This is a genomic window from Kitasatospora purpeofusca, from assembly GCF_000718025.1.
Taxonomy (GTDB): Bacteria; Actinomycetota; Actinomycetes; order Streptomycetales; family Streptomycetaceae; genus Kitasatospora; species Kitasatospora purpeofusca.
Map to the genome: position 1 here is coordinate 80549 of NZ_JODS01000020.1, position 19413 is coordinate 99961.

The 19413-nt window shown below is 74.8% G+C and carries 17 protein-coding genes; 9 read left to right on the forward strand and 8 right to left on the reverse strand.

Annotation, left to right across the window (positions count from 1 at the left end):
• Positions 1 to 4 precede the first annotated feature (4 nt).
• A complete protein-coding gene (locus IF01_RS0125860) occupies positions 5 to 2086 on the reverse strand; it encodes a S9 family peptidase (RefSeq protein WP_208624355.1) in 2082 nt (693 codons plus the stop codon).
• 137 nt (positions 2087 to 2223) lie between these two features.
• Between IF01_RS0125860 and IF01_RS0125865 the strand changes: the two genes are divergently transcribed.
• The gene (locus tag IF01_RS0125865) at positions 2224 to 3393 is read left to right on the forward strand and encodes an aminotransferase class V-fold PLP-dependent enzyme (RefSeq protein WP_030395943.1); all 1170 of its coding nucleotides are present in this window, start codon (positions 2224 to 2226) and stop codon (positions 3391 to 3393) included.
• A 16-nt stretch (positions 3394 to 3409) separates the two neighbouring features.
• Here IF01_RS0125865 and IF01_RS0125870 read toward each other — a convergent pair whose 3' ends face one another.
• Positions 3410 to 3775: an ArsR/SmtB family transcription factor gene (locus tag IF01_RS0125870; RefSeq protein WP_030395944.1), complete on the reverse strand. Its 366-nt coding sequence runs from the start codon at positions 3773 to 3775 to the stop codon at positions 3410 to 3412.
• 67 nt (positions 3776 to 3842) lie between these two features.
• Positions 3843 to 4217 carry a hypothetical protein gene (locus tag IF01_RS0125875; protein WP_030395945.1) on the reverse strand — a complete coding sequence of 125 codons (375 nt, stop codon included), beginning with the start codon at positions 4215 to 4217 and terminating at the stop codon, positions 3843 to 3845.
• Positions 4218 to 4471: 254 nt separating this feature from the next.
• Here IF01_RS0125875 and IF01_RS0125880 point away from each other — a divergent pair, with 254 nt between their 5' ends.
• Entirely contained in the window at positions 4472 to 7327 is a 2856-nt protein-coding gene (locus IF01_RS0125880; RefSeq protein WP_051756201.1) for a DEAD/DEAH box helicase, read from the forward strand.
• A gap of 66 nt (positions 7328 to 7393) precedes the next feature.
• Here the strand turns inward: IF01_RS0125880 and zapE are convergent, their stop codons facing one another.
• The 5 genes from zapE to IF01_RS0125905 form a co-directional block, all read right to left on the reverse strand.
• Positions 7394 to 8422, reverse strand: coding sequence for a cell division protein ZapE (zapE, locus tag IF01_RS0125885; protein ID WP_030395947.1), 1029 nt, complete (start codon positions 8420 to 8422; stop codon positions 7394 to 7396).
• Between the two features lie 161 nt (positions 8423 to 8583).
• Positions 8584 to 8928: a winged helix-turn-helix domain-containing protein gene (locus IF01_RS0125890; protein ID WP_030395948.1), complete on the reverse strand. Its 345-nt coding sequence runs from the start codon at positions 8926 to 8928 to the stop codon at positions 8584 to 8586.
• Positions 8925 to 9698: a hypothetical protein gene (locus IF01_RS0125895; RefSeq protein WP_051756204.1), complete on the reverse strand. Its 774-nt coding sequence runs from the start codon at positions 9696 to 9698 to the stop codon at positions 8925 to 8927. Before IF01_RS0125895 ends, IF01_RS0125890 begins: the two co-directional genes overlap by 4 nt.
• A 137-nt stretch (positions 9699 to 9835) precedes the next feature.
• Entirely contained in the window at positions 9836 to 10768 is a 933-nt protein-coding gene (locus IF01_RS0125900; RefSeq protein WP_078880301.1) for a 5'-3' exonuclease, read from the reverse strand.
• Positions 10769 to 10821: 53 nt separating this feature from the next.
• On the reverse strand, positions 10822 to 11862 hold the full coding sequence (locus IF01_RS0125905) for a cation diffusion facilitator family transporter (protein WP_030395951.1): 1041 nt from the start codon (positions 11860 to 11862) through the stop codon (positions 10822 to 10824).
• 183 nt (positions 11863 to 12045) lie between these two features.
• On the opposite strand from IF01_RS0125905, the gene chrA reads away from it, so the two are divergent.
• From chrA to IF01_RS0125940, 7 genes are all read left to right on the forward strand, one after another.
• A complete protein-coding gene (gene chrA, locus IF01_RS0125910; RefSeq protein ID WP_030395952.1) occupies positions 12046 to 13254 on the forward strand; it encodes a chromate efflux transporter in 1209 nt (402 codons plus the stop codon).
• Between the two features lie 149 nt (positions 13255 to 13403).
• Positions 13404 to 14342 (forward strand): acyl-ACP desaturase, encoded by a 939-nt coding sequence (locus IF01_RS0125915; protein WP_244215627.1) that lies wholly within the window; start codon positions 13404 to 13406, stop codon positions 14340 to 14342.
• 60 nt (positions 14343 to 14402) lie between these two features.
• Positions 14403 to 15341 (forward strand): SAM-dependent methyltransferase, encoded by a 939-nt coding sequence (locus tag IF01_RS0125920; protein ID WP_030395954.1) that lies wholly within the window; start codon positions 14403 to 14405, stop codon positions 15339 to 15341.
• An 11-nt stretch (positions 15342 to 15352) separates the two neighbouring features.
• Entirely contained in the window at positions 15353 to 16927 is a 1575-nt protein-coding gene (locus IF01_RS49050; protein ID WP_051756208.1) for an MFS transporter, read from the forward strand.
• 54 nt (positions 16928 to 16981) lie between these two features.
• Positions 16982 to 17284 carry an acyl carrier protein gene (locus IF01_RS0125930; RefSeq protein WP_063764298.1) on the forward strand — a complete coding sequence of 101 codons (303 nt, stop codon included), beginning with the start codon at positions 16982 to 16984 and terminating at the stop codon, positions 17282 to 17284.
• Between the two features lie 44 nt (positions 17285 to 17328).
• The gene (locus IF01_RS0125935) at positions 17329 to 18555 is read left to right on the forward strand and encodes a beta-ketoacyl-[acyl-carrier-protein] synthase family protein (protein WP_030395957.1); all 1227 of its coding nucleotides are present in this window, start codon (positions 17329 to 17331) and stop codon (positions 18553 to 18555) included.
• 76 nt (positions 18556 to 18631) lie between these two features.
• Complete coding sequence (locus tag IF01_RS0125940; protein ID WP_051756211.1) at positions 18632 to 19408, forward strand: SGNH/GDSL hydrolase family protein; 777 nt, start codon at positions 18632 to 18634, stop codon at positions 19406 to 19408.
• The last annotated feature ends 5 nt before the right edge of the window (positions 19409 to 19413 follow it).

Consider the following 19413-nt stretch of genomic DNA (forward strand, 5'->3'; position numbering starts at 1 on the left):
CGGATCAGAGCTTCAACGCGGTCCGCAGGAAGGCGAGTTCGGCCTGGGTCAGCTGCTCGTTGACGCCGCCCGGCGTCATGTGGGTGATTCCCGGCAGGGCCAGCAGGCTGTGCGGCCGGCCCGCCCCGGTGAGTGCCTGGGAGAGCAGCAGGGTGTGCGAGGGGTGCACGTTGTCGTCCGCCAGACCGTGGATGAGCAGCAGCGGCCGGTCGAGCGAGGCCGCGTCGTCCACCAGGCAGTCGGCCGCGTAGCCCTCCGGGTTCTCCTGGGGCAGTCCCAGGTACCGCTCGGTGTACGCGGTGTCGTACAGCCGGAAGTCGGTGGGCGGGGCGCCGGCGCAGGCGGCGTGGAAGACGTCCGGGCGGCGCAGCACGGCCAGTGCCCCGAGGTAGCCGCCGTACGACCAGCCGCGCACACCGACCCGGTCGAGGTCGAGGTCGGGGTGGATCTCGCCGAGCGCCCGCAGCGCGTCGGCCTGGTCGTCCAGCGCCACCTGGGAGAAGCGGCGGAAGATGGTCCGCACGAAGGCGGGGGAGACGAACGGGGTGCCGCCGTTGTCGACGGTGACCACCGCGAAGCCCTGGTCGGCCCACCACTGCTTGAGCTGCCAGCGGCGCGGCTCGTTGGCCACGGCCTGGAAGCCGGGGCCGCCGTAGACGTCGAGCAGTACGGGCAGCTTGCGGCCCGGGACGTGCCCGCGCGGGTAGACCACGGCGCTCGGCAGGCCGCGCTCGGTGACCCGGGCCAGCAGCGGCTCGACCCGGTACGGCAGCGGGGCGGAGAGGTCGGTCAGGGTGACGGTGCCGTGCGGGGTGCGGGCCTCGCGGCGCACCCCGTCCGGGTCGGCCGAGACGAGCAGCAGGGTGTCGCCGGCGGCCTGCGCGCTGTGCACGCCGGGGCCCTCGGAGAGCCGCTCGGGCGCGCCGCCGTCCGGGTCGATCAGGTGGACGTGCTGGTCGAACGGGTCGCCCTCGCCGGTCTCGCAGAGCAGCCGGTCGCCGACCCGGCCGACGACCCGGCGGATCTGCAGGCCGGTGGTGTCGAGCGGCTTGCCGTCCACGGCCAGGCCGCGGGCCTCGGGCGTGTCCAGGACGGTGAGCAGCCGGCCGCCGTCCAGCCGGTCCGGCGTGCCGGGCAGGTCGTCCACCCAGAACTCGTCTGTGGTGCGGGAGAGTTCGGTGGTGCCGCCGGTGGCCGGGTCGGCGCTCAGCAGCAGCACGTTCTGCTGCAGCCGGTCGGCGACGGTGAGCAGCAGCTCCTCCGGCCCGGCCCACCGGGCGGCGCACAGGTAGGGGAAGGCCTCGGTGTCCCAGTGGAGTTCGACCCGGGTGTCGTCCAGGCCGAGCACCCAGAGCCGGACGTCCGCGTTGGGGCCGCCGGCCTGCGGGTAGGCGAACCGCTCGGGGGCCTGCTCCGGGTGCGCCGGGTCGGCGAAGTGCCGCGGCGGGACGGCGGACTCGTCCACCCGGGCGGCGAGCACGGCGCCGCCGTCGGGGCGCCACCAGTGGCCGCGGTGGCGGCCGAGCTCCTCGGCGGCGGCGAACTCGGCGACGCCCCAGCGGGCGCCGTCGTCCGGGCTGAGGCGCCGGTCGGCCCCGCCGTCCGGGGCGGTGACGTACAGGGCGTCGTCGGCGACGTAGGCGATGCGCTCGCCGGTCGCGTCCGGGCGGGGGTCGAAGGCGGGGCCGGCGGTGGCGAGTTCGGTGGTGCGGCCGGTCGCGGTCTCGGTGCGGAAGAGCCGGCCGTCGAGGGCGAAGACGGCGACGGCGAGGTCGGGGGTGGCGGCGAAGGTGCCGATACCGGCGGCGGTGAGCCGGGACCGCTCGCGCAGTCGGCGCTCGACGTCGGGCAGGTCGGCGGTGGAGCCGGTACGGCCGGGGGCCAGCACGGTCGGATCGGCCACCTCTCGCTCGGCACCGGTGGCGAGGTCGAGGAGGTGGAGCCGGTCGAACCGGTCCTCGGGACCGCTGGAGCGGAGCAGCAGCAGGCGGGTACCGTCCTCGTTGAGCGAGATCGCTCGCGGGGCACCGAAACTGAAGCGGCCGGTCCGGGCGCTGAGGGAGAGGTAGGAGTCGGTGATGGTCACCGCCCGATGGTCGCCGTGGAACGGGCTCGCCACCAGTAGGACGACATGTGAAATGTCACACATCACGTGATCTGGGTAACAGAAAGTCCGGGCGCCGACCCCGGCCCCGGCCCCGACACCACTCCAGGAGGAACGCAGTGACCGAGACCGCGCCGACCGTCGAAGCCCCCGAGCCGCTGGCCGGGACCGACCGGCTGTTCACGCTGGACCCGGCGGTGGTCCACCTCAACCACGGGTCCTTCGGCGCCGTCCCGGTCCCGGTCCAGCAGCTCCAGCGGCGGCTGTACGAGGAGCAGGAGGCCGACCCGGACGGCTTCTTCGCCGACCTGCCCGCCCGGGTCGCGGCGGCCCGGGCCCGGCTCGCCGACGCCCTCGGCACCCGGCCGGAGCTGCTGGCGCTCGTCCCCAACGTGACCGACGCGATCGCCGTCGCCCTCGCCAACGTCCCGCTCGCGGCCGGGGACCAGGTCCTGGTCACCGACCACGGCTACGGCACGGTCACCGAGGCCGTCCGCCGGCGGGCCGAGGAGCTGGGCGCCGAACTGCGCACCGTCCGGCTGCCGCTGGACCTCCCGGACGGGGACGCCGTCCGGGAGGCCGTGCTGGCCGAGGTCACCGACCGCACCGCACTCGCCGTCCTGGACGGCATCACCTCGCCCACCGCCCGCCGGGTCGCCACCCCCGGCCTGCTCCGGGAGCTGCGCGGGCGCGGGGTGACCACCGTGGTGGACGCCGCGCACGAGCCCGGCATGCTGGCCGACCCGGTCCCGGCGGAGGCCGACTTCTGGTTCGGCAACCTGCACAAGTGGGCGTTCGCCCCGCGCGCCACCGGGGTGCTGGTGGTCCGCCCGGAGTGGACCGGGAAGATCCGGCCGCTGATCCTCTCCTGGGAGGACCACCAGGGCTATCCGGCCGCCGTCGAATGGCGCGGCACGCTGGACTACACGCCCTGGCTGGCCGCCCCGGCCGGGATCGACCTGCTGGACGGGCTGGGGCCCGGGCTGGTGCGCGAGCACAACGAGCGGCTCGTCGCGTACGGCGCCGCGGTGGTCGCCGAGCGGGTCGGACTGGCTGCGCTGCCGACCTCGGCCGGGCTGTCGATGCGCGCGCTGCGGCTGCCGCCCGGCGTCTCCGAGACGCTCCCGCAGGCGCAGGAGCTGATGGCGCAGATGTGGCGCCGGTACGCCGTGCGGACGGTGGCGCGGCCCTGGGCGGGCGGCGGGGTGCTGCGGCTGTGCGGGCAGCTGTACAACCGGGCGCCGGAGTACCGGGTGCTGGCGGACGGGCTGGCGGAGCTGCTGCGGTAGTCGGTCCCGCCTCGGCCTAGCGGTCGCCGGGGACGCCGTCCTCCCGGGGGCCGTCCGCGGCGGCGCGCAGCTCGGCGAGCAGCGCGTGCTGCTCCGCGATGAGCCCGGTGAGGATCCGCCGCGCCGCCCGGAGCAGGTCGGCGACGTCCCCGCCGGCCAGCGCGTACACCACCGTGCTGCCCTCCCGGGTGGCGGTGACGATGCCGGACCGGCGCAGTACTGCGAGCTGCTGGGAGAGGCTGGACGGTTCGATCTCCAGCTCCGCCAGCAGGTCGCGGACGGGCGTCGGTCCGGCCTGCAGCAGCTCCAGGACCCGGATCCGGACGGGGTGGCCGAGCATCCGGAAGAACTCGGCCTTGGCCTGGTACAGCGCGACCGCCACGGCGCTCCCTCCCTGTGCGTGCCCTCGTGCGTCCCCCTGGTGTGTGCTCCGGGTGCCCCCGGTGCGGTCAGATCTCCAGCGAGAGCTCGATCCGCTTCAGCTGGTGGCGGGCCATCGCGAGGTTGGCGCGGGAGCGGTTCAGCGCCAGGAACAGGAACAGCCCGCGCCCGCTCTGCGTGGTCAGCGGCCGCAGCAGGTGGTACTGGCTGGTGAGGCTGACCAGGATGTCCTCGATCTCGTTGTCGTGCAGGTTGAGCATCTCCATCGCCCGCATCTTGGCCCGCACCACGTCGGTGTTCCCGGCGGCGGCGACGTGGAGGTCGATCTCGGTGCTGTCGCCCAGGCTCCCGAGCGCCATGCCGCTGCCGTAGTCGACCAGGGCCACGCCGATGGCGCCCTCGATCGCCATGGCCTCCTTGAGCGAGGTCTCCAGATTCGCCATTGTGCGCTCCTCCCGCGGGCCCGGTGGGTGCCACCGGGATGTGGCACCGAATGTAGGGAGGACTCCGGGCGCGGCACCGCGAATGACCGGAGTCGTTCGAAGATGGTCGCCGGGTGACTGCTTGAAGACATTTGCAACTATGGATGTGAGAGAGATCCGATGCATTGCCCGGGAAAAACGGTGCTATCGATGTCGGTCCCGGCGGGTAACCTCTCGCTGAGATGCGAGATCACACCAACGACCCCCGGACGGCGATGAACACCCCTGAGCCCGAGCCCTCCGACGACCGGGAGCTGAGCCCCGCCGAGGCCTTCGCGGCCTCCCGCCGCCGGGCCAAGGAGCAGGCCACCGCCCTGTACGGCTTCCAGGAGCTGTACGACTTCCCGCTGGACGACTTCCAGCTGGAGGCCTGCCGCGCCCTGGAGGCGGGCGAGGGCGTCCTGGTCGCCGCTCCCACCGGATCCGGCAAGACCATCGTCGGCGAATTCGCCGTCCACCTGGCCCTGCGGGGCGGGCGGAAGTGCTTCTACACCACCCCGATCAAGGCGCTGTCGAACCAGAAGTACGGCGACCTGGTCAAGCGCTACGGCGCCGCCAAGGTCGGCCTGCTCACCGGCGACAACAGCGTCAACGGCGACGCCCCGGTGGTGGTGATGACCACCGAGGTGCTCCGCAACATGCTCTACGCGGGCTCCAGCACCCTCGACGGCCTCGGCTACGTGGTCATGGACGAGGTCCACTACCTCGCCGACCGCTTCCGCGGCGCGGTCTGGGAGGAGGTCATCATCCACCTCCCCGAGTCCGTCACCCTGGTCTCGCTCTCCGCGACCGTGTCCAACGCCGAGGAGTTCGGCGACTGGCTGGACACCGTCCGCGGCGGCACCCGGGTGATCGTCTCCGAGCACCGGCCGGTCCCGCTGTGGCAGCACGTGATGGCCGGCAACCGGATGTACGACCTGTTCGCCAGCCCCGACCGCGACGGCCGGCCGAAGAGCAGCCCGCGCAACCCCGGCAAGGCCGTCAACCCCGAGCTGGTCCGCCTCGCCCGCAGCGAGCTCGACCGCAACCCCCGCGACCGGTTCGGCCGGGGCCGGGGCCGCTCCATGCCCAACGGCCGCCCCGGCAAGGTCTGGACCCCGGGCCGGGTCGACGTCATCGACCGCCTCGACGCCGAGGGCCTGCTGCCCGCGATCACCTTCATCTTCAGCCGGGCCGGCTGCGAGGCCGCCGTCCAGCAGTGCCTCTCCTCCGGCCTGCGGCTGAACAAGGACGGCGACCGCGCCCGGGTCCGCGCCTTCGTCGAGGAGCGCTGCGCCGACATCCCCGACGAGGACCTCCACGTCCTCGGCTACTTCGAGTGGCTGGACGGCCTGGAGCGCGGCATCGCCGCCCACCACGCCGGCATGCTGCCCCGGTTCAAGGAAGTGGTCGAGGAGCTGTTCGTGAAGGGCCTGGTCAAGGCCGTCTTCGCGACCGAGACCCTGGCCCTGGGCATCAACATGCCCGCCCGCTCCGTGGTCATGGAGAAGCTCGTCAAGTGGAACGGCGAGACCCACGCCGACATCACCCCCGGCGAGTACACCCAGCTCACCGGCCGGGCCGGTCGGCGCGGCATCGACGTCGAGGGCCACGCCGTCGTGCTCTGGCAGCGCGGCCTCGACCCGGAGGCGCTGGCGGGCCTCGCCGGTACCCGCACCTATCCGCTCAAGTCCTCGTTCCGGCCGTCCTACAACATGGCCGTCAACCTGGTCTCCCAGTTCGGCCGGCACCGTTCGCGGGAACTCCTGGAGACGTCCTTCGCGCAGTTCCAGGCCGACCGCTCGGTGGTCGGCATCGCCCGCCAGGTCCAGCGCAACGAGGAGGGGCTGGAGGGCTACCGCGAGTCCATGACCTGCCACCTCGGCGACTTCGAGGAGTACATGGACCTGCGCCGCAAGCTCAAGGACCGGGAGAACGAGCTCGCCCGCGAGGGCAGCAGCCAGCGCCGCGCCGCCGCCGTCGAGTCCATCGAGCAGCTCAAGCCCGGCGACGTCATCCACGTCCCCACCGGGAAGTTCGCCGGCCTCGCGCTCGTCCTCGACCCGGGCCTGCCGCCGGACCGCCGCTCGCCGCGCGGCGGGCCGCGCCACCCCGACTACCAGGACGGGCCGCGCCCGGTGGTGCTCACCGCCGAGCGGCAGGTCAAGCGGCTCGCGATGATCGACTTCCCGCACCCGGTCGTCGCCATGGACCGGCTGCGCATCCCCAAGTCCTTCAACCCGCGCAGCCCGCAGTCCCGGCGCGACCTCGCCTCGGCGCTGCGCACCAAGGCCGGCCACCTGGAGCCCGAGCGGTTCCGCAAGGGCCGCGCGGCCGCCGCCGACGACGCGGAGATCACCCGGCTGCGCACCGTCCTGCGCCAGCACCCCTGCCACGGCTGCGACGAGCGGGAGGACCACGCCCGCTGGTCCGAGCGCTACCACCGGCTGCACCGCGACACCGAGCTGCTGGAGCGCCGGATGCGCTCCCGCACCCACACCATCGCGCGCACCTTCGACCGGGTCTGCGGGCTGCTCACGGACCTCGGCTACCTCAGCGGCGACACCGTCACCGACGACGGCAAGCGGCTCGGCCGGCTCTACGGCGAACTCGACCTGCTCGCCTCGGAGTGCATCCGCGAGGGCGTGTGGAGCGACCTCGCCGCCGCCGAACTCGCGGCCTGCGCCTCGGCGCTGGTCTACGAGTCCCGCCAGTCGGACGACGCCACCGCCCCCCGGGTCCCGGAGGGCGCGGCGAAGACGGCGCTCGGCGAGATGGTCCGCATCTGGGGCCACCTGGACGCGCTGGAGGAGCAGCACCGGATCAACACCGCCGAGGGCGTCGGCCAGCGCGAGCCCGACCTCGGCTTCGCCTGGGCCGCCTACCGCTGGGCGCTCGGCCACTCGCTGGACCAGGTCCTGCGCGACGCCGACATGCCGGCCGGCGACTTCGTCCGCTGGACGAAGCAGCTGATCGACGTCCTGGGCCAGATCCAGGACGCCGCCGGCGAGGACGCCGAACTGCGCAGGACCGCCCGCAAGGCGGTCGACGGCCTGCGCCGCGGCATCATCGCGTACTCCTCCGTCGGCTGACCCGCCCGGAGCCCCGACGCCGTCGGCCCCCCGCCCCGAGCGGTGGGCCGACGGCGTCGGCGTTCCTCAGGACCGGTCGAGGAGCCGGAGGCGGCTGAGGGTGCGGTTGATGTCCAGGGGGAGCGAGTCCCCGCCGAGGGCGTCGGCCAGCGGGGCCTCGGCGACGAGGTGGAGCCGGGCGTCGCGGTCGTGCAGGACGTCGACGAGATTGGCGAAGCGCTGGGCGCTGTCGCGGTCGGCCGAGGACAGCCGCGGCAGGCCGGCCAGCACCCAGGAGTCGAAGCGGTCGGCCAGGGCCAGGAAGTCGATGGTGGAGGTGCGCGCGCCGCACAGCTCGTGGAAGTCGAACCAGACCAGCCCGTCGCGCACGGCGCGGGCGGTGACGGTGCGGCCGCCGACGTCCAGCTGCCGGCGCTCCTCGGCCGAGGGCGGTTCGAGCCCGGCCGCGCGGAGCTGCGCCGGGGTGCCGGGGCACAGGTAGCGGCCGGTCCCGAAGCGTGAACGGGCGCCCCCGGAGGGGCGGTCGGTACGGTAGTCGCGCGGTCCGGCGACCTCGACGATGTCCAGCGAGGCTTCGAGGAGCCGGATGGTCGGCTCGAACATGTGGTGGTGGACCGGGTTCGGCAGCAGGCCGGCCGGCGGGTAGTTCGACGTCGCCACCAGGGTGGTCCCGCGTTCGAACAGCGAGCCGAGGACCCGGCCCATCATCATGGCGTCGCCCGGGTCGTGGACGTGGAACTCGTCGAAGAAGAGCAGCCGGCAGTCGCCGAGGAGCTCCGCCACCGCGAGGTCGCAGGCGTCCCGCTCCCGGCGGTGGCGCGCGTACACCGCGTGGAACTCCCGGAAGAACTCGTGGAAGTGCACCCGCCGCTTGCGGGGGAGGGGGAGTGCCTCGTAGAACACCTCGGTCAGCCAGCTCTTGCCCCGGCCGACCGGCCCCCAGACGTAGAGGCCGCGCGGCGGCGGCCCGGCGAAGAAGCGCCGGCGTCCGGTGACCTCGGCGCCGAGCCGGGCGAGTCGTGCGGCGGCGGCCCGCTGCGCCTCGTCGAGCGCGAAGCCGGCCTCCTCGGCCGCCTGTTCGAAGGTGTCCAGCATCTGTGTGCCCCCCGGTACCGGAAGATGACGGACCGCCAGGTCGCGGGGCGGTCCGCCATGATCATTTCAGAGCGGGGTGCGCGCCGGAAGTCGGAGCGGCCGACTTCCGGCGCGGGCGCGGGCGCGGGCGCGAGTGCGGACGCGTGACGTCGGCGGCCGGCTCAGGCCGGGGGCGGGCCGGCCGCGTCGAGGCGGTGGACCAGGGCGCGGAGGGCGCGCAGTTCACGGGCGAGGGCCTCGGCCCCGGCGGTGGTGAGGGTGACCCAGGTGCGGGGGCGGCGGCCGGCGTAGCCCTTGTTCACCGCGACCAGGCCGGAGTCCTCCAGCACCTTCAGATGCCGGGAGAGGTTGCCGTCGGTGAGGCCGAGCTCCTGCTTGAGGAAGGCGAAGTCGACGCTCTCGGCCTCGCGGGCGATCGCCAGGATGCCCAGCCGGACCCGCTGGTGGACGGTGTCGTCCAGGGCCAGGGTCGGGTGCTGCTCCTCGGGGTCGTCCACGACGTTCATGGGGTGACCGTACGGGATACGGCGGGGGTGCGACGCTCGGCGGCCCACTGGGCCAGGCCGGCGACCAGCAGGAGCCCGGCGAGCAGCAGGGCCTTCGATCGGGGGCCGTCGAGCCACGGAAGCCAGCTGCCACCCGAGGATTCGCCGAGGAGGACGGTGAGCAGCACGGCGTGGACGAGGCCCGTGCCGGCCACCAGCGGGCTGCGCTCGGTGAAGCCGAGGACCAGCAGGCCGATGTCGACCATGTACCAGGGTGAGGCGTAGTCGTTCCCGAGGAGGGAGAGCGAGAACGGCACCCGGTCGGCGAAGGCCAACGTGAGCACGACGGCGGTGAGCACGACGGCGGTCGCGGCCGTGGCGCCGAGCCAGGCGCTGCGGTGCGGGACGATGCCGCGGGCCTCGCCGCGCCGCCGGTACCAGCGGGCCAGGGCGAACCAGGCCAGCGGGAGCAGCACGAACCAGACCCCCCAGGCCAGGAAGCGCAGAATCGCACCGTCGAAATCGCTGGTCACGCAGGGGCTGTCGAGTGCGCCGTGCTGCACGCAGAGATGGTTGTACTCCGCATAGGCGAAAGCTGGGTACGAGGTGATGGTCCGCCCGGTGGCGCCGAAGTTGTAGGCCTCGCGCGCGATCGGGACGGCCGCCAGGGCCAGCAGTCCGAAGCCGAGCAGCGGGACGCCCGCGCCGCGCAGGCGGGTCCGGGCCCGGGCGCGCAGGCCCTCCGTCGCGGCGAGCAGGCCGGCCGGGTCGTCGCGGTGCAGTGTGTCCATGGTCCACCCCTGGTGACGTCGTGTCAGTACTTAGACTTTGCATCGCAAAGTACATTGCAGTCAAGAGTTCACGTCATGGCAAAGCAAAGGGCCCGTCGCGCGGTGCGACGGGCCCGGGGGCGGGGGAGGGGCGGCGATCAGCGGGCGGCGAGGGTCTCCAGGACGCGGTCCAGGGAGGTGCCGAGGCCCCAGCGGGTGGCGAGGTCCTCCAGGGTCATCGGGTCGAGGGGCTCGCGGGGGAGGGCCGGGTCGAAGTCGGGGAGCGGGGCGTCGGTGGCGACCCGGACCACGGTCGGCGCCACGTCCAGGTAGGCCGCGGCCTCCAGGATGTTGCGGCGCCGGGCCGGGGTGAGGGCGGAGCCGATGTCCTGGGCGGCGGCGCGGATGCCGGCGAGGTCGCCGTACTCGTGGATCAGCTGGGCCGCCGTCTTCTCGCCGATGCCCTTGACGCCGGGCAGGCCGTCGCTCGGGTCGCCGCGCAGGGCGGCCAGGTCGGCGTACTGGGCGCCGCCCACGCCGTACTTCTCCCGGAGCAGCGCGTCGTCGGTGATCTGGAGGTTGCCCATGCCCTTGACGGGATAGAGCACGGTGATCCCGCGGGCGTCGTCGACCAGTTGGAACAGGTCGCGGTCGCCGGTGACGATCTGCACCGGTCCGGTGGCCCGCGCGGCCAGGGTGCCGATCACGTCGTCCGCCTCGTAGTCGGCGGAGCCGATCCGGGCGATGCCGAGCGCGTCCAGCACCTGCTCGATCACCGGGACCTGCGGGGCGAGGGTGTCCGGCACCTCCTCCGCGCCGTCCTCGGCGGCCTCGGCGACCCGGTGGGTCTTGTAGGAGGGGATGAGGTCCACCCGCCACTGCGGCCGCCAGGCGGCGTCCATGCAGGCGACCAGCTGGTCGGGCCGGTGGTCGTGGACCAGCCGGGCGATGAAGTCCAGCAGGCCCCGGACGGCGTTGACCGGCTCACCCTGCGGCGAGCGCAGGGTGTCCGGTACGCCGAAGTAGGCCCGGAAGTACAGGCTGGCGGAGTCGAGCAGCATCAGACGGGGTGCGGTCACGCCTCCGATCATGCCGTACCGGGCGGACAGGGACGTGTCGCCGATGCCTGTGCGGGTGGATGCGGTCAGTGCTTGTGCGGGCCGGCGCGGTGGACCGGGCCGTGGGCGTCGGCGCAGTGGTCGGGCGAGAGGTCGCCCGGGGTGGTGATCTGCAGCAGTGCGCCGGCCTCGTCCTCGCCGACGTGGTCGACCTGGAGCGTGCTGTGCGAGATCCCGTACTCGTCGGCGAGCCTGCGCTGCAGTTCGCGGCGGACGGCGTGGCAGTCCCCGCCGGGGGTGACCAGGATGTGGGCGGAGAGGGCCGGCTGGTTGGAGGTGATCTCCCAGATGTGCAGGTCGTGGATCTCCTCCACCAGCGGCTGGGCGACCAGCCGGTCCGCGACCGTGTCCGGGTCGATGCCCGCCGGTGCGGCCTCCAGGAAGATCCGCCCGGAGTCGCGGACCAGGCCGATGCCGGCCTTGAGCATCAGCGCCACCACGATCAACGAGGCGATCGAGTCGGCGCGGGCGAAGCCGGTGGTCACCATGATCACGCCGGCGACGGCGGTCGCGATGAACGCGTACAGGTCGGTGAGCACGTGCTGGAAGGCGCCCTCGACGTTGAGGGAGCTGCGGTTGGCCTTGGACATGCACCAGGCGGCGGCGATGTTGACGACGATCCCGATCAGCGCCGTGACCAGCACCAGCGTGCCGGCCACCTCCGGGGGCTCGAACAGTCGGGTGACGGCCTCGTAGCCGAGCCAGGCGGAGAGGATCAGCAGCGTCACCCCGTTGGCCTGGGCCGAGAGGATCTCCGCGCGCTTGAGCCCGTAGGTGTAGCCGCCGCGCGCGGGGCGGGCGGAGAGCCGCATGGCGATCAGGGCCAGCACGATCGAGGCGGCGTCGGTGAGCATGTGCGCGGCGTCCGAGATCAGCGCCAGCGACTGGGCGGCGAAGCCGACCACCACCTCGCCGGCCATGAACACCACGATCAGCGCGAGCGCGCTCAGCAGCCACCGGCGGTCGGCGTCGGCGGCGACGCCGTGCGAATGCCCGCCGTGGCCGCCCCGGCCGCCGTGCTTGTGGTCATGCTCATGATCATGCTGGGAGTGCTCGTGGCCGGCCATCGAAGTCCTCTCCTGGAGCCCATGAACGCGTGGGGGTAAGGGGCGATGTCCGTGACCGCCCCGCACCCGAAGTGAACCGCACATCGAACGAAGATCCAAAGGCTGCATTGGAGACCGTTGTCATTGCCGCGTCGTAACCCTCGTGGGGTATCGTCTCGCCGCCATTGACCAGGGGAGAATCGCATGGGGCCGGACGGACGCAGAGCAGGGGCCGAACGGGTGGTCGGCCTCGGCACGATCGCCCGCGAGTGGGGCCGGATCGGGATCACCGGCTTCGGCGGGCCGCCCGCGCACATCCTGCTGCTGCGCAAACTCTGCGTGGAGCGGCGGCGCTGGCTGACCGCCGAGGAGTTCGAGGACGGCATCGCGGCCACCAACCTGCTGCCCGGCCCGGCCTCCACCCAGCTCGCCGTGCTGACCGCGTGGCGGCTGCGCGGTGTGCCCGGCGCGCTGGTCGGCGGGGTCTGCTTCATCGGGCCCGGGCTGGTGCTGATCCTCGCGCTCGCGGCGCTGTTCCTGGCCGGCGACCCGCCGCTGTGGGTGCTCGGCGCGGCGGCCGGGGCCGGGGCGGCGGTGCCGGCGGTCGCGGTGCAGGCGGCCACCTCGCTCGTCCCGGCCAGCCTCGGCCGGATCGGCCGGGCCCGGGGCGCCCGCGCCCGCTGGGCCGGGTACGCGCTGGCCGGGGCGGTGGCGGCGGTGCTGACCGGCCCCTGGCTGGTGCTGGTGCTGATCGCCGCCGGACTGGCCGAGATCGCCGTCCGGGGCGGAGGGAGTGGGACGGGCGACCGGGGATCGGGCGGATCGGGCGGACGGGCCGTGCTGCCGCTCGCCACCGGCCCGCTCGCCCTGGGCGGGCTCGGCGTGCTCGGGGCGGTGGCCTGGGTGGCGTTCAAGGTGGGCGCGCTCTCCTACGGGGGAGGGTTCGTGATCATCCCGCTGATGCGGGACGACGCGGTCAACCGCTACCACTGGATGACCGACGGACAGTTCCTCAACGCCGTCGCCCTCGGCCAGGTCACCCCGGGGCCGGTGGTGCACACCGTCGCGGCGGTCGGCTACGCGGCCGCCGGGCTCGGCGGCGGCCTGCTCGCGGCGGTGGTCGCCTTCGCGCCGTCCTTCCTCTTCGTGCTCCTCGGCGGCCGGCACTTCGACCGGCTCCGGGCCGACCGGCGGGTGCGGGACTTCCTCACCGGCGCCGGACCGGCCGTGACCGGTGCCATCGCCGGCTCGGCGCTGCCGCTGGCCGCCTCGCTCGGGTACGGCTGGCAGTGGGGCGTACTGGCCGGGGCGCTGCTCTGGCTGGTGCTCGCCCGCCGGGGTGTGGTGCTCGCCCTGCTGGCCGCCGGTGCGGCGGGCGTGCTCGCCGTGGCCGCCGGGCTGCCGCCGGCCTGAGCCTCCGGTCCGTACGTGCGCTCGGTCCGTACGGACCCCCGGGGTCGCACAAGCATTCAGCCTCCGGCGTGAACCTGGGGCGGGGGGCTCACTCGACCGGGTGAGCCCGGTTTGCGCGCCCCTGTGCGCCTGCGCCACGATCGGCACCCGTGAAGATCATCGCGGCTCGGTCCGTCCACTGGCTCTCGGAACTTGAGCCCGTCGCCGCCGAATTGATGAACCGTCATATCAATTCGGCGCGCGAGTGGTTCCCGCACCAGTACGTGCCGTGGAGCCTCGGCCGGGACTTCGACGGACCGCTCGGCGGCGAGCCCTGGCGGCCGGAGCAGTCCGCGCTCGCCCCCGCGATCCGCTCCGCCCTGGTGGTCAACCTGCTCACCGAGGACAACCTCCCCGGCTACCACTGGACCATCGGCGCGCAGACCTCCCGCGACGGCGCCTGGGGAGCCTGGCTGCACCAGTGGACGGCGGAGGAGGACCGGCACGCCGCCGCCATCCGCGCCTATCTGCACGCCACCCGCGCCGTCGACCCGGTGGCCCTGGAGCGCGCCCGGGCGGCCCAGATCTCCACCGGTACCCTCCCCCGGCCGGACGGCGTGCTCGGCCTGGTCGCCTACGCCGCCGTGCAGGAGCTGGCCACCCGGGTCAGCCACCGCAACACCGGCCGGCTCAGCGGCGACCCGGTCTGCGACCGGCTGCTCGCCCGGGTCGCCCAGGACGAGAACCTGCACATGGTCTTCTACCGCGAACTGCTGCGCGCCGCACTGGAACTGGAGCCCGACGAGGTCCTGGTCCGGCTCGACGCCACGGTCCGCGCGTTCGCCATGCCCGGCCAGGGCATGCCCGGCTTCGCCGCCCTGGCCGCCGAGATCGCCGTCGCCGGCGTCTACGACCCGCGGGTCCACCACGACGAGGTGCTCGCCCCGCTGCTCCGCTCCCTGCGGGTCTTCGAGCTGACCGGGCTCGGCCCGGACGGCGAGCGGGCCCGTGACGGGCTCGCCGAACAGCTCGCCGTGCTCGACACCCGCGCCGCCCGCTTCGTCGAACGCCGCGCCCGGGCGCTGGCCGTCCGCGCCGCCCGCGACTGACCGCGCCGCCCGCGACCGACCGCGACCGACCCGTACTCCCCGCCCCCGGACAGGAGAGGCATGACCACCACCATCGACGGTGGCGCCGATACCCGCGGCACCACGACCGTCGGCACCAGCGCCGCCGACATCGAGTTCCACTACGACCTCGGCAACGACTTCTACGGCCTGTGGCTCGACGAGACGCTCAGCTACTCGGCCGCCGTCTGGGACGGCATCGACCCCGCCGAGCCCGACACCACGGCCCTGCCCCGCGCCCAGCGGGCCAAGCTCGACCTCCACCTCGACCTGGCCGGCGCCGCCCCCGGGGCCGGGCTGCGCCTGCTCGACGTCGGCTGCGGCTGGGGCGGGCTGATCGACCGCGCCGTCCGCACCGGCCGGGCCGCCGAGGCCACCGGGCTCACCCTGTCCCGGGCCCAGCACGCCCACGTCCGGTCGCTCCGACTGCCCGGCGTCGACGTCCGGCTGGAGAGCTGGGACGCCCACGAGCCCGGGCGCCCGTACGACGGCATCGTCTCGGTCGGCGCCTTCGAGCACTTCGCCACCGCCGACATGGACGCCTCCGCCCGACTCGCCGCCTACCGGGCCTACTTCGAGCGCTGCCACGGCTGGCTGCGGCCCGGCGCCCGGATGTCGCTGCAGACCATCGCCTACGACGGGGTGACCGGGGGCGACGGCCCGGTCGGCGCCTTCGTCGCGGCCGAGGTCTTCCCCGGCGCGGTACTGCCCCGGCTGGGCGAGATCGTGCTCGCGAGCGACCCCTACTTCGCCGTCACCGTCGTCCGGGCCTCCGCCGAGGACTACGCCCGAACCCTGGGCGCCTGGTCCGCCCGGCTGCTGCGGGCCCGCGCCGAGGCCGAGCAGCTCGTCGGCCCGGACGGCTACCGCCGGTACCGCCGCTATCTGCGGGCCTGCGAGGTCACCTTCCTGCGCGGCGCGGCCACGCTCTACCGGATCGGCTTCCGGCGGCGCGACGAGCCGCTCCGGCCGGCGGGCTGAGGGCCGGCCGGATGAGTCCCTCCGCCGCTCCCGCCGATTCGTCGCCCTTACCGGGAAGCCCCACCGAGCCGCTCGCCACCGCCGCCGCCCCTGCCACCGCCGCCGCCCCTGCCACCGCCGTCGCCCCTGCCACCGCCGTTCCCGGAGCCGCCGCCCCCGGCCCGGTGGGCAGGCGGCGGGCCTGGGCCGCGGTGGGGGTCGTCTGCGCCGCGCTCTTCCTGCTCGGACTCGACTTCACCGTGCTCAACGTGGCGGTCCCCGGCCTGCGCGCCGAACTCGGCCCCACCCTCGCCGAGACCCAGTGGATCGTCGACGGCTACGCGCTCGCCCTCGGCGGCTGCGTCCTCGCCGGCGGCGCCCTCGGCGACCGGTACGGGCGGCGCCGTGCGTTCGCCGCCGGACTCGCGCTCTGCGCGCTCGCCTCGGTGGCGGGCGCGCTCGGCGACACCCCCGGGCAACTCGTCGCCGCCCGCTGCGCGATGGGCCTCGGTGCGGCGTTCTTCATGCCGGCCACGCTCTCCACCGTCGTCCACGTGCTGGACGCGCCGGAGGACCGGCGGCGGGCGATCGGCATCTGGGCGGCGGTGGCCGGGGTCGGCGCGCTGTTCGGCCCGGTGGTCGGCGGCTGGCTGGTCGAACGGCACGGGTGGCAGGCCGCGTTCTGGCTGAACGTCCCCGTGGTGGCCGTGATCCTGGCACTCACCCCGGTCGTCCCCGAGTCCCGCGACCCCGGGGCCCGACCGCTGGACCGGCTCGGCGCACCGCTGTCCTGCGCCGCCCTGCTCACCCTCGTCTGGGGCTTCATCGAGGCACCGGGCCGGGGCTGGACCAGTGCCGCGGTGCTCACGGCGTTCGCCGCCTCCGCCGTGCTGACCGGTCTCTTCGTGCGGCGCCAACTCCGCTGCGCCGCGCCCATGGTGCCGCTCCGGATCCTGCGCGGAGGGCCGGTCTGGCCGGCCACGGTCAGCCTGGCGCTGATGTCCTTCGCGATGTTCGGCGCGATGTTCCTGCTCACGCTCCACCTCCAGCAGGTGCGCGGCCTCTCGGCCTGGCAGGCCGGGCTGCGGATGGTGCCGCTCTCGCTGGGGCTGGCCGTCGGCGCCGTGCTGGGGCCGGTGGTCGCCCGGCACGCCGGGGCCCGGGTGCCGGTGGCCGCCGGTCAGCTGCTGATCGCCGCCGGGTTCGTCCAACTCGCCCTCCTGGAGGCGGAGTCGGGGGACGCCCCGGTGCTGCTCTTCGAGGCGGCGGCCGGACTCGGAGCGGGCCTGCTCGCACCGGTGGCCACCGAACTCGTGATGAGTGCCGTGCCGTCGGCCATGGCCGGGGTCGGTTCGGCCCTCAACGACGCCACCCGGCAGGTCGGTTCCACGCTCGGTGTGGCGGTGCTCGGCTCCGTACTGGCCACGGTCGCGGACGGCGCCGCACCGGGTGACCGGGCCGCCTTCACCGCCGGTCTGGGCGCCGCCGCCCTGGTCGGCGGGGCGGTCGCCGCGGCGGCCGTACCGCTCGCCTGGCTCCGGCTGCCCGGGCGTGAACCCTCGGCGGCCACCGGCCGCCCGGCCCCGGCGGCACCCGGACCGGGCTGAACGCCGGACCCGTCACCCCTTCCTTCCCGTTGTCCCCTTCCGAGAGGAATCCCCGTGTCCGACACCTTCACCGTCCTGCGCGACTGCCTGGTCGCCGAGTTCGACGTTCCGGCCGACCGGGTGGAGCCCGGGGCCACCCTCGCCTCGCTGGAGCTGGACAGCCTCGCCCTGGTCGAACTGTCCCTGCTGGTCGAGGAGCGGATCGGGGCGACCGTCAGCGACATCCGCCCCGAGTCCACCCTCGGCGACCTGGCCGCCCACGCGGACGCCGTCCGGGCCGCGGCTCCCGCCGCCGTCCCCACCGCGAGCACCGTCCCTGCCGCGAGCACCACCCTCGCGTCGAGCGCCGTCAGTTGAGCACCGGCGGCACCGGCGGTATTCGCGCCACCGGAGGCACCCGGGTGACAGCCTCCCGGGCGGTCGCCGTGACCGGGATCGGCCTGGTCACCCCCGCCGGGTTCGGCGCGGCGGCGAGCTGGGCCCGCCTGCTCGACGGCACGTCCACCGCCCGCACCGATCCCCGGCTCGCGGGGCTGGCCGTCGACTTCTCCTGCCCGGCCGAGGGCTTCGAAGCGGTCGAGCTGCTCGGCGGCCGGCTGGTCCGCAGACTCGACCGCTTCTCCCAACTCGCCGTTCTGGCCGCCCGCGAGGCCGTCGCCGACGCCGGACTCGACCCGTCGGCCTGGGACTCCGCCCGGGTCGGCGTCGTCCTCGGCGTCAGCGCCAACAGCACCCTGACCTACGAGACCGAGTACGCCCGGCTCGCCGACGGCCGGCCCGACCTGGTCTCCCCGCTGATGCTGCCCCGGTCCATCCCGAACATGGCGGCCGGCGAGGTCGGCCTCGACCTCGGTGCCCGCGGGCCCAACCTGGTCACCAGCACCGCCTGCGCCTCCGGCACCACCGCCCTCGCCGTCGCCTGCGACCTGCTCCGGGCCGGGACCTGCGACCTCGTTCTGGCCGGCGGCACCGACTGCCCCCGCGCACCAATGGTGGCCACCGCCTTCGACCGGCTCGGCGCGCTCTCCCGCCGGCGCCACGACCCGGCCGGCGCCTCCCGCCCCTTCGAGGCGGACCGGGACGGCTTCGTGATCGGCGAGGGCGCGGGCGTCCTGGTACTGGAACGGGTCGCGCACGCCCGGGCGCGCGGCGTCCGGCCGCGCGCGTACCTGGCCGGCCACGGCTCCACCGCCGACGCCCACCACTTCACCGCCCCGCACCCCGGGGGCGACGGCCTGGCCCGGGCGATCCGGGCCGCCCTCGCCGACGCCGGACTCGCCCCGCACGACATCGGGCACGTCAACGCGCACGGCACCGGCACCCGGCTGAACGACACGGCCGAGGCGGCGGCCCTGCACCGGGTCTTCCACCGGCCGCCCCCGGTCACCTCGGTCAAGGGCGCGATCGGCCACACCATGGGCGGCGCCGGGGCGATCGAGGCGGCGGTCACCGTGCTCTCCCTCCAGCACGGACTGGTCCCGCCCACCGCCAACCTCGAACGGCCCGACGAGTCCCTCGGCCTCGACGTGGTCGCCAAGGTGCCGAGACGGCTCGCCCTGGACGCCGCCGTCTCGGTCTCCAGCGGCTTCGGCGGGCAGAACGCGGCCGTCGTCCTCACCGCAGCCTGAGCTGCCGCCGCCCGAGCCACCGCCACCCGTCACCCGCAACCCGTCACTCTCCGCCGTCCCGCCCCCGGAGTCCGCCATGCCCACCCCCGCCACCCGCAGGCCGCTCACCCGGGCCCGGCTCACCGCCGCCGGCCTCTACCAGCGGCTGGTGATGAGCCGCCCGCCCGCCGACTGGACCGTCCCGCCCGCCGACGGCCGCTACGGCCCGGCCGAACCCGCCGACCCCCGGCCGCTCACCCTGCTGATGCTCGGCGACTCGCTCGCCCGCAGCTTCGGCGCCGGCCGGCCCGAGGAGACCCTCGGCGCGCGGCTCGCCCAGGCCCTCGGCGAGCACCTCGACCGCCCCGTCGACCTGCGGGTGCTCGCCCGGGTCGGCGCCACCACGGCTGCCCTGCGGCAGCAGGTCGCCCGGGCGGACCGGATCCGGCCCGGCATCGCCGTGCTGATCGTCGGCGGCAACGACGTACTCCTCCCACTCCCGCTCGGCCGCGCCGCCCGCCGGTTCGCCCTGGTGCTCCAGCGGCTCCGCGACACCGGCTGGCACCCGGTCGTCGTGCCCTGCCCCGACCCCGGCCACGCCCCGGGCTTCCGCGCCCCGGCCCGCCTCCTCGGCGCGCCCCGCTCGCACCGCCTCGCCCGCCGCCAGACCCGGGCGGCCGAACGCGTCGGCATCCCGGTGGCCGTCTCCTCCGGCCCCGAGTTCCGCGACCGGGCCGACCACCTCCTCGGCCCCGACGGCGTCCACCCGTCCCCCCGGGGCTACGCCGAGCACGCGACCCGGATGCTTCCCGCCCTCCTCGCCGCCGCGGCCACGCTCCCCGCCGCCCCCACCCCCGTCCCCACCGCCCCGTAGCGCCC

What these genes read in the sequence shown, in the direction of transcription:
- IF01_RS0125875 (WP_030395945.1), bottom strand. Translation starts at nt 4,217, where the DNA reads ATGGCGAATCTGGAGACCTCGCTCAAGGAGGCCATGGCGATCGAGGGC.
- IF01_RS0125880 (WP_051756201.1), top strand. Translation starts at nt 4,472, where the DNA reads ATGAACACCCCTGAGCCCGAGCCCTCCGACGACCGGGAGCTGAGCCCC.
- zapE (WP_030395947.1), bottom strand. Translation starts at nt 8,422, where the DNA reads ATGCTGGACACCTTCGAACAGGCGGCCGAGGAGGCCGGCTTCGCGCTC.
- IF01_RS0125890 (WP_030395948.1), bottom strand. Translation starts at nt 8,928, where the DNA reads ATGAACGTCGTGGACGACCCCGAGGAGCAGCACCCGACCCTGGCCCTG.
- IF01_RS0125895 (WP_051756204.1), bottom strand. Translation starts at nt 9,698, where the DNA reads ATGGACACACTGCACCGCGACGACCCGGCCGGCCTGCTCGCCGCGACG.
- IF01_RS0125900 (WP_078880301.1), bottom strand. Translation starts at nt 10,768, where the DNA reads ATGATCGGAGGCGTGACCGCACCCCGTCTGATGCTGCTCGACTCCGCC.
- IF01_RS0125905 (WP_030395951.1), bottom strand. Translation starts at nt 11,862, where the DNA reads ATGGCCGGCCACGAGCACTCCCAGCATGATCATGAGCATGACCACAAG.
- chrA (WP_030395952.1), top strand. Translation starts at nt 12,046, where the DNA reads ATGGGGCCGGACGGACGCAGAGCAGGGGCCGAACGGGTGGTCGGCCTC.
- IF01_RS0125920 (WP_030395954.1), top strand. Translation starts at nt 14,403, where the DNA reads ATGACCACCACCATCGACGGTGGCGCCGATACCCGCGGCACCACGACC.
- IF01_RS49050 (WP_051756208.1), top strand. Translation starts at nt 15,353, where the DNA reads ATGAGTCCCTCCGCCGCTCCCGCCGATTCGTCGCCCTTACCGGGAAGC.
- IF01_RS0125940 (WP_051756211.1), top strand. Translation starts at nt 18,632, where the DNA reads ATGCCCACCCCCGCCACCCGCAGGCCGCTCACCCGGGCCCGGCTCACC.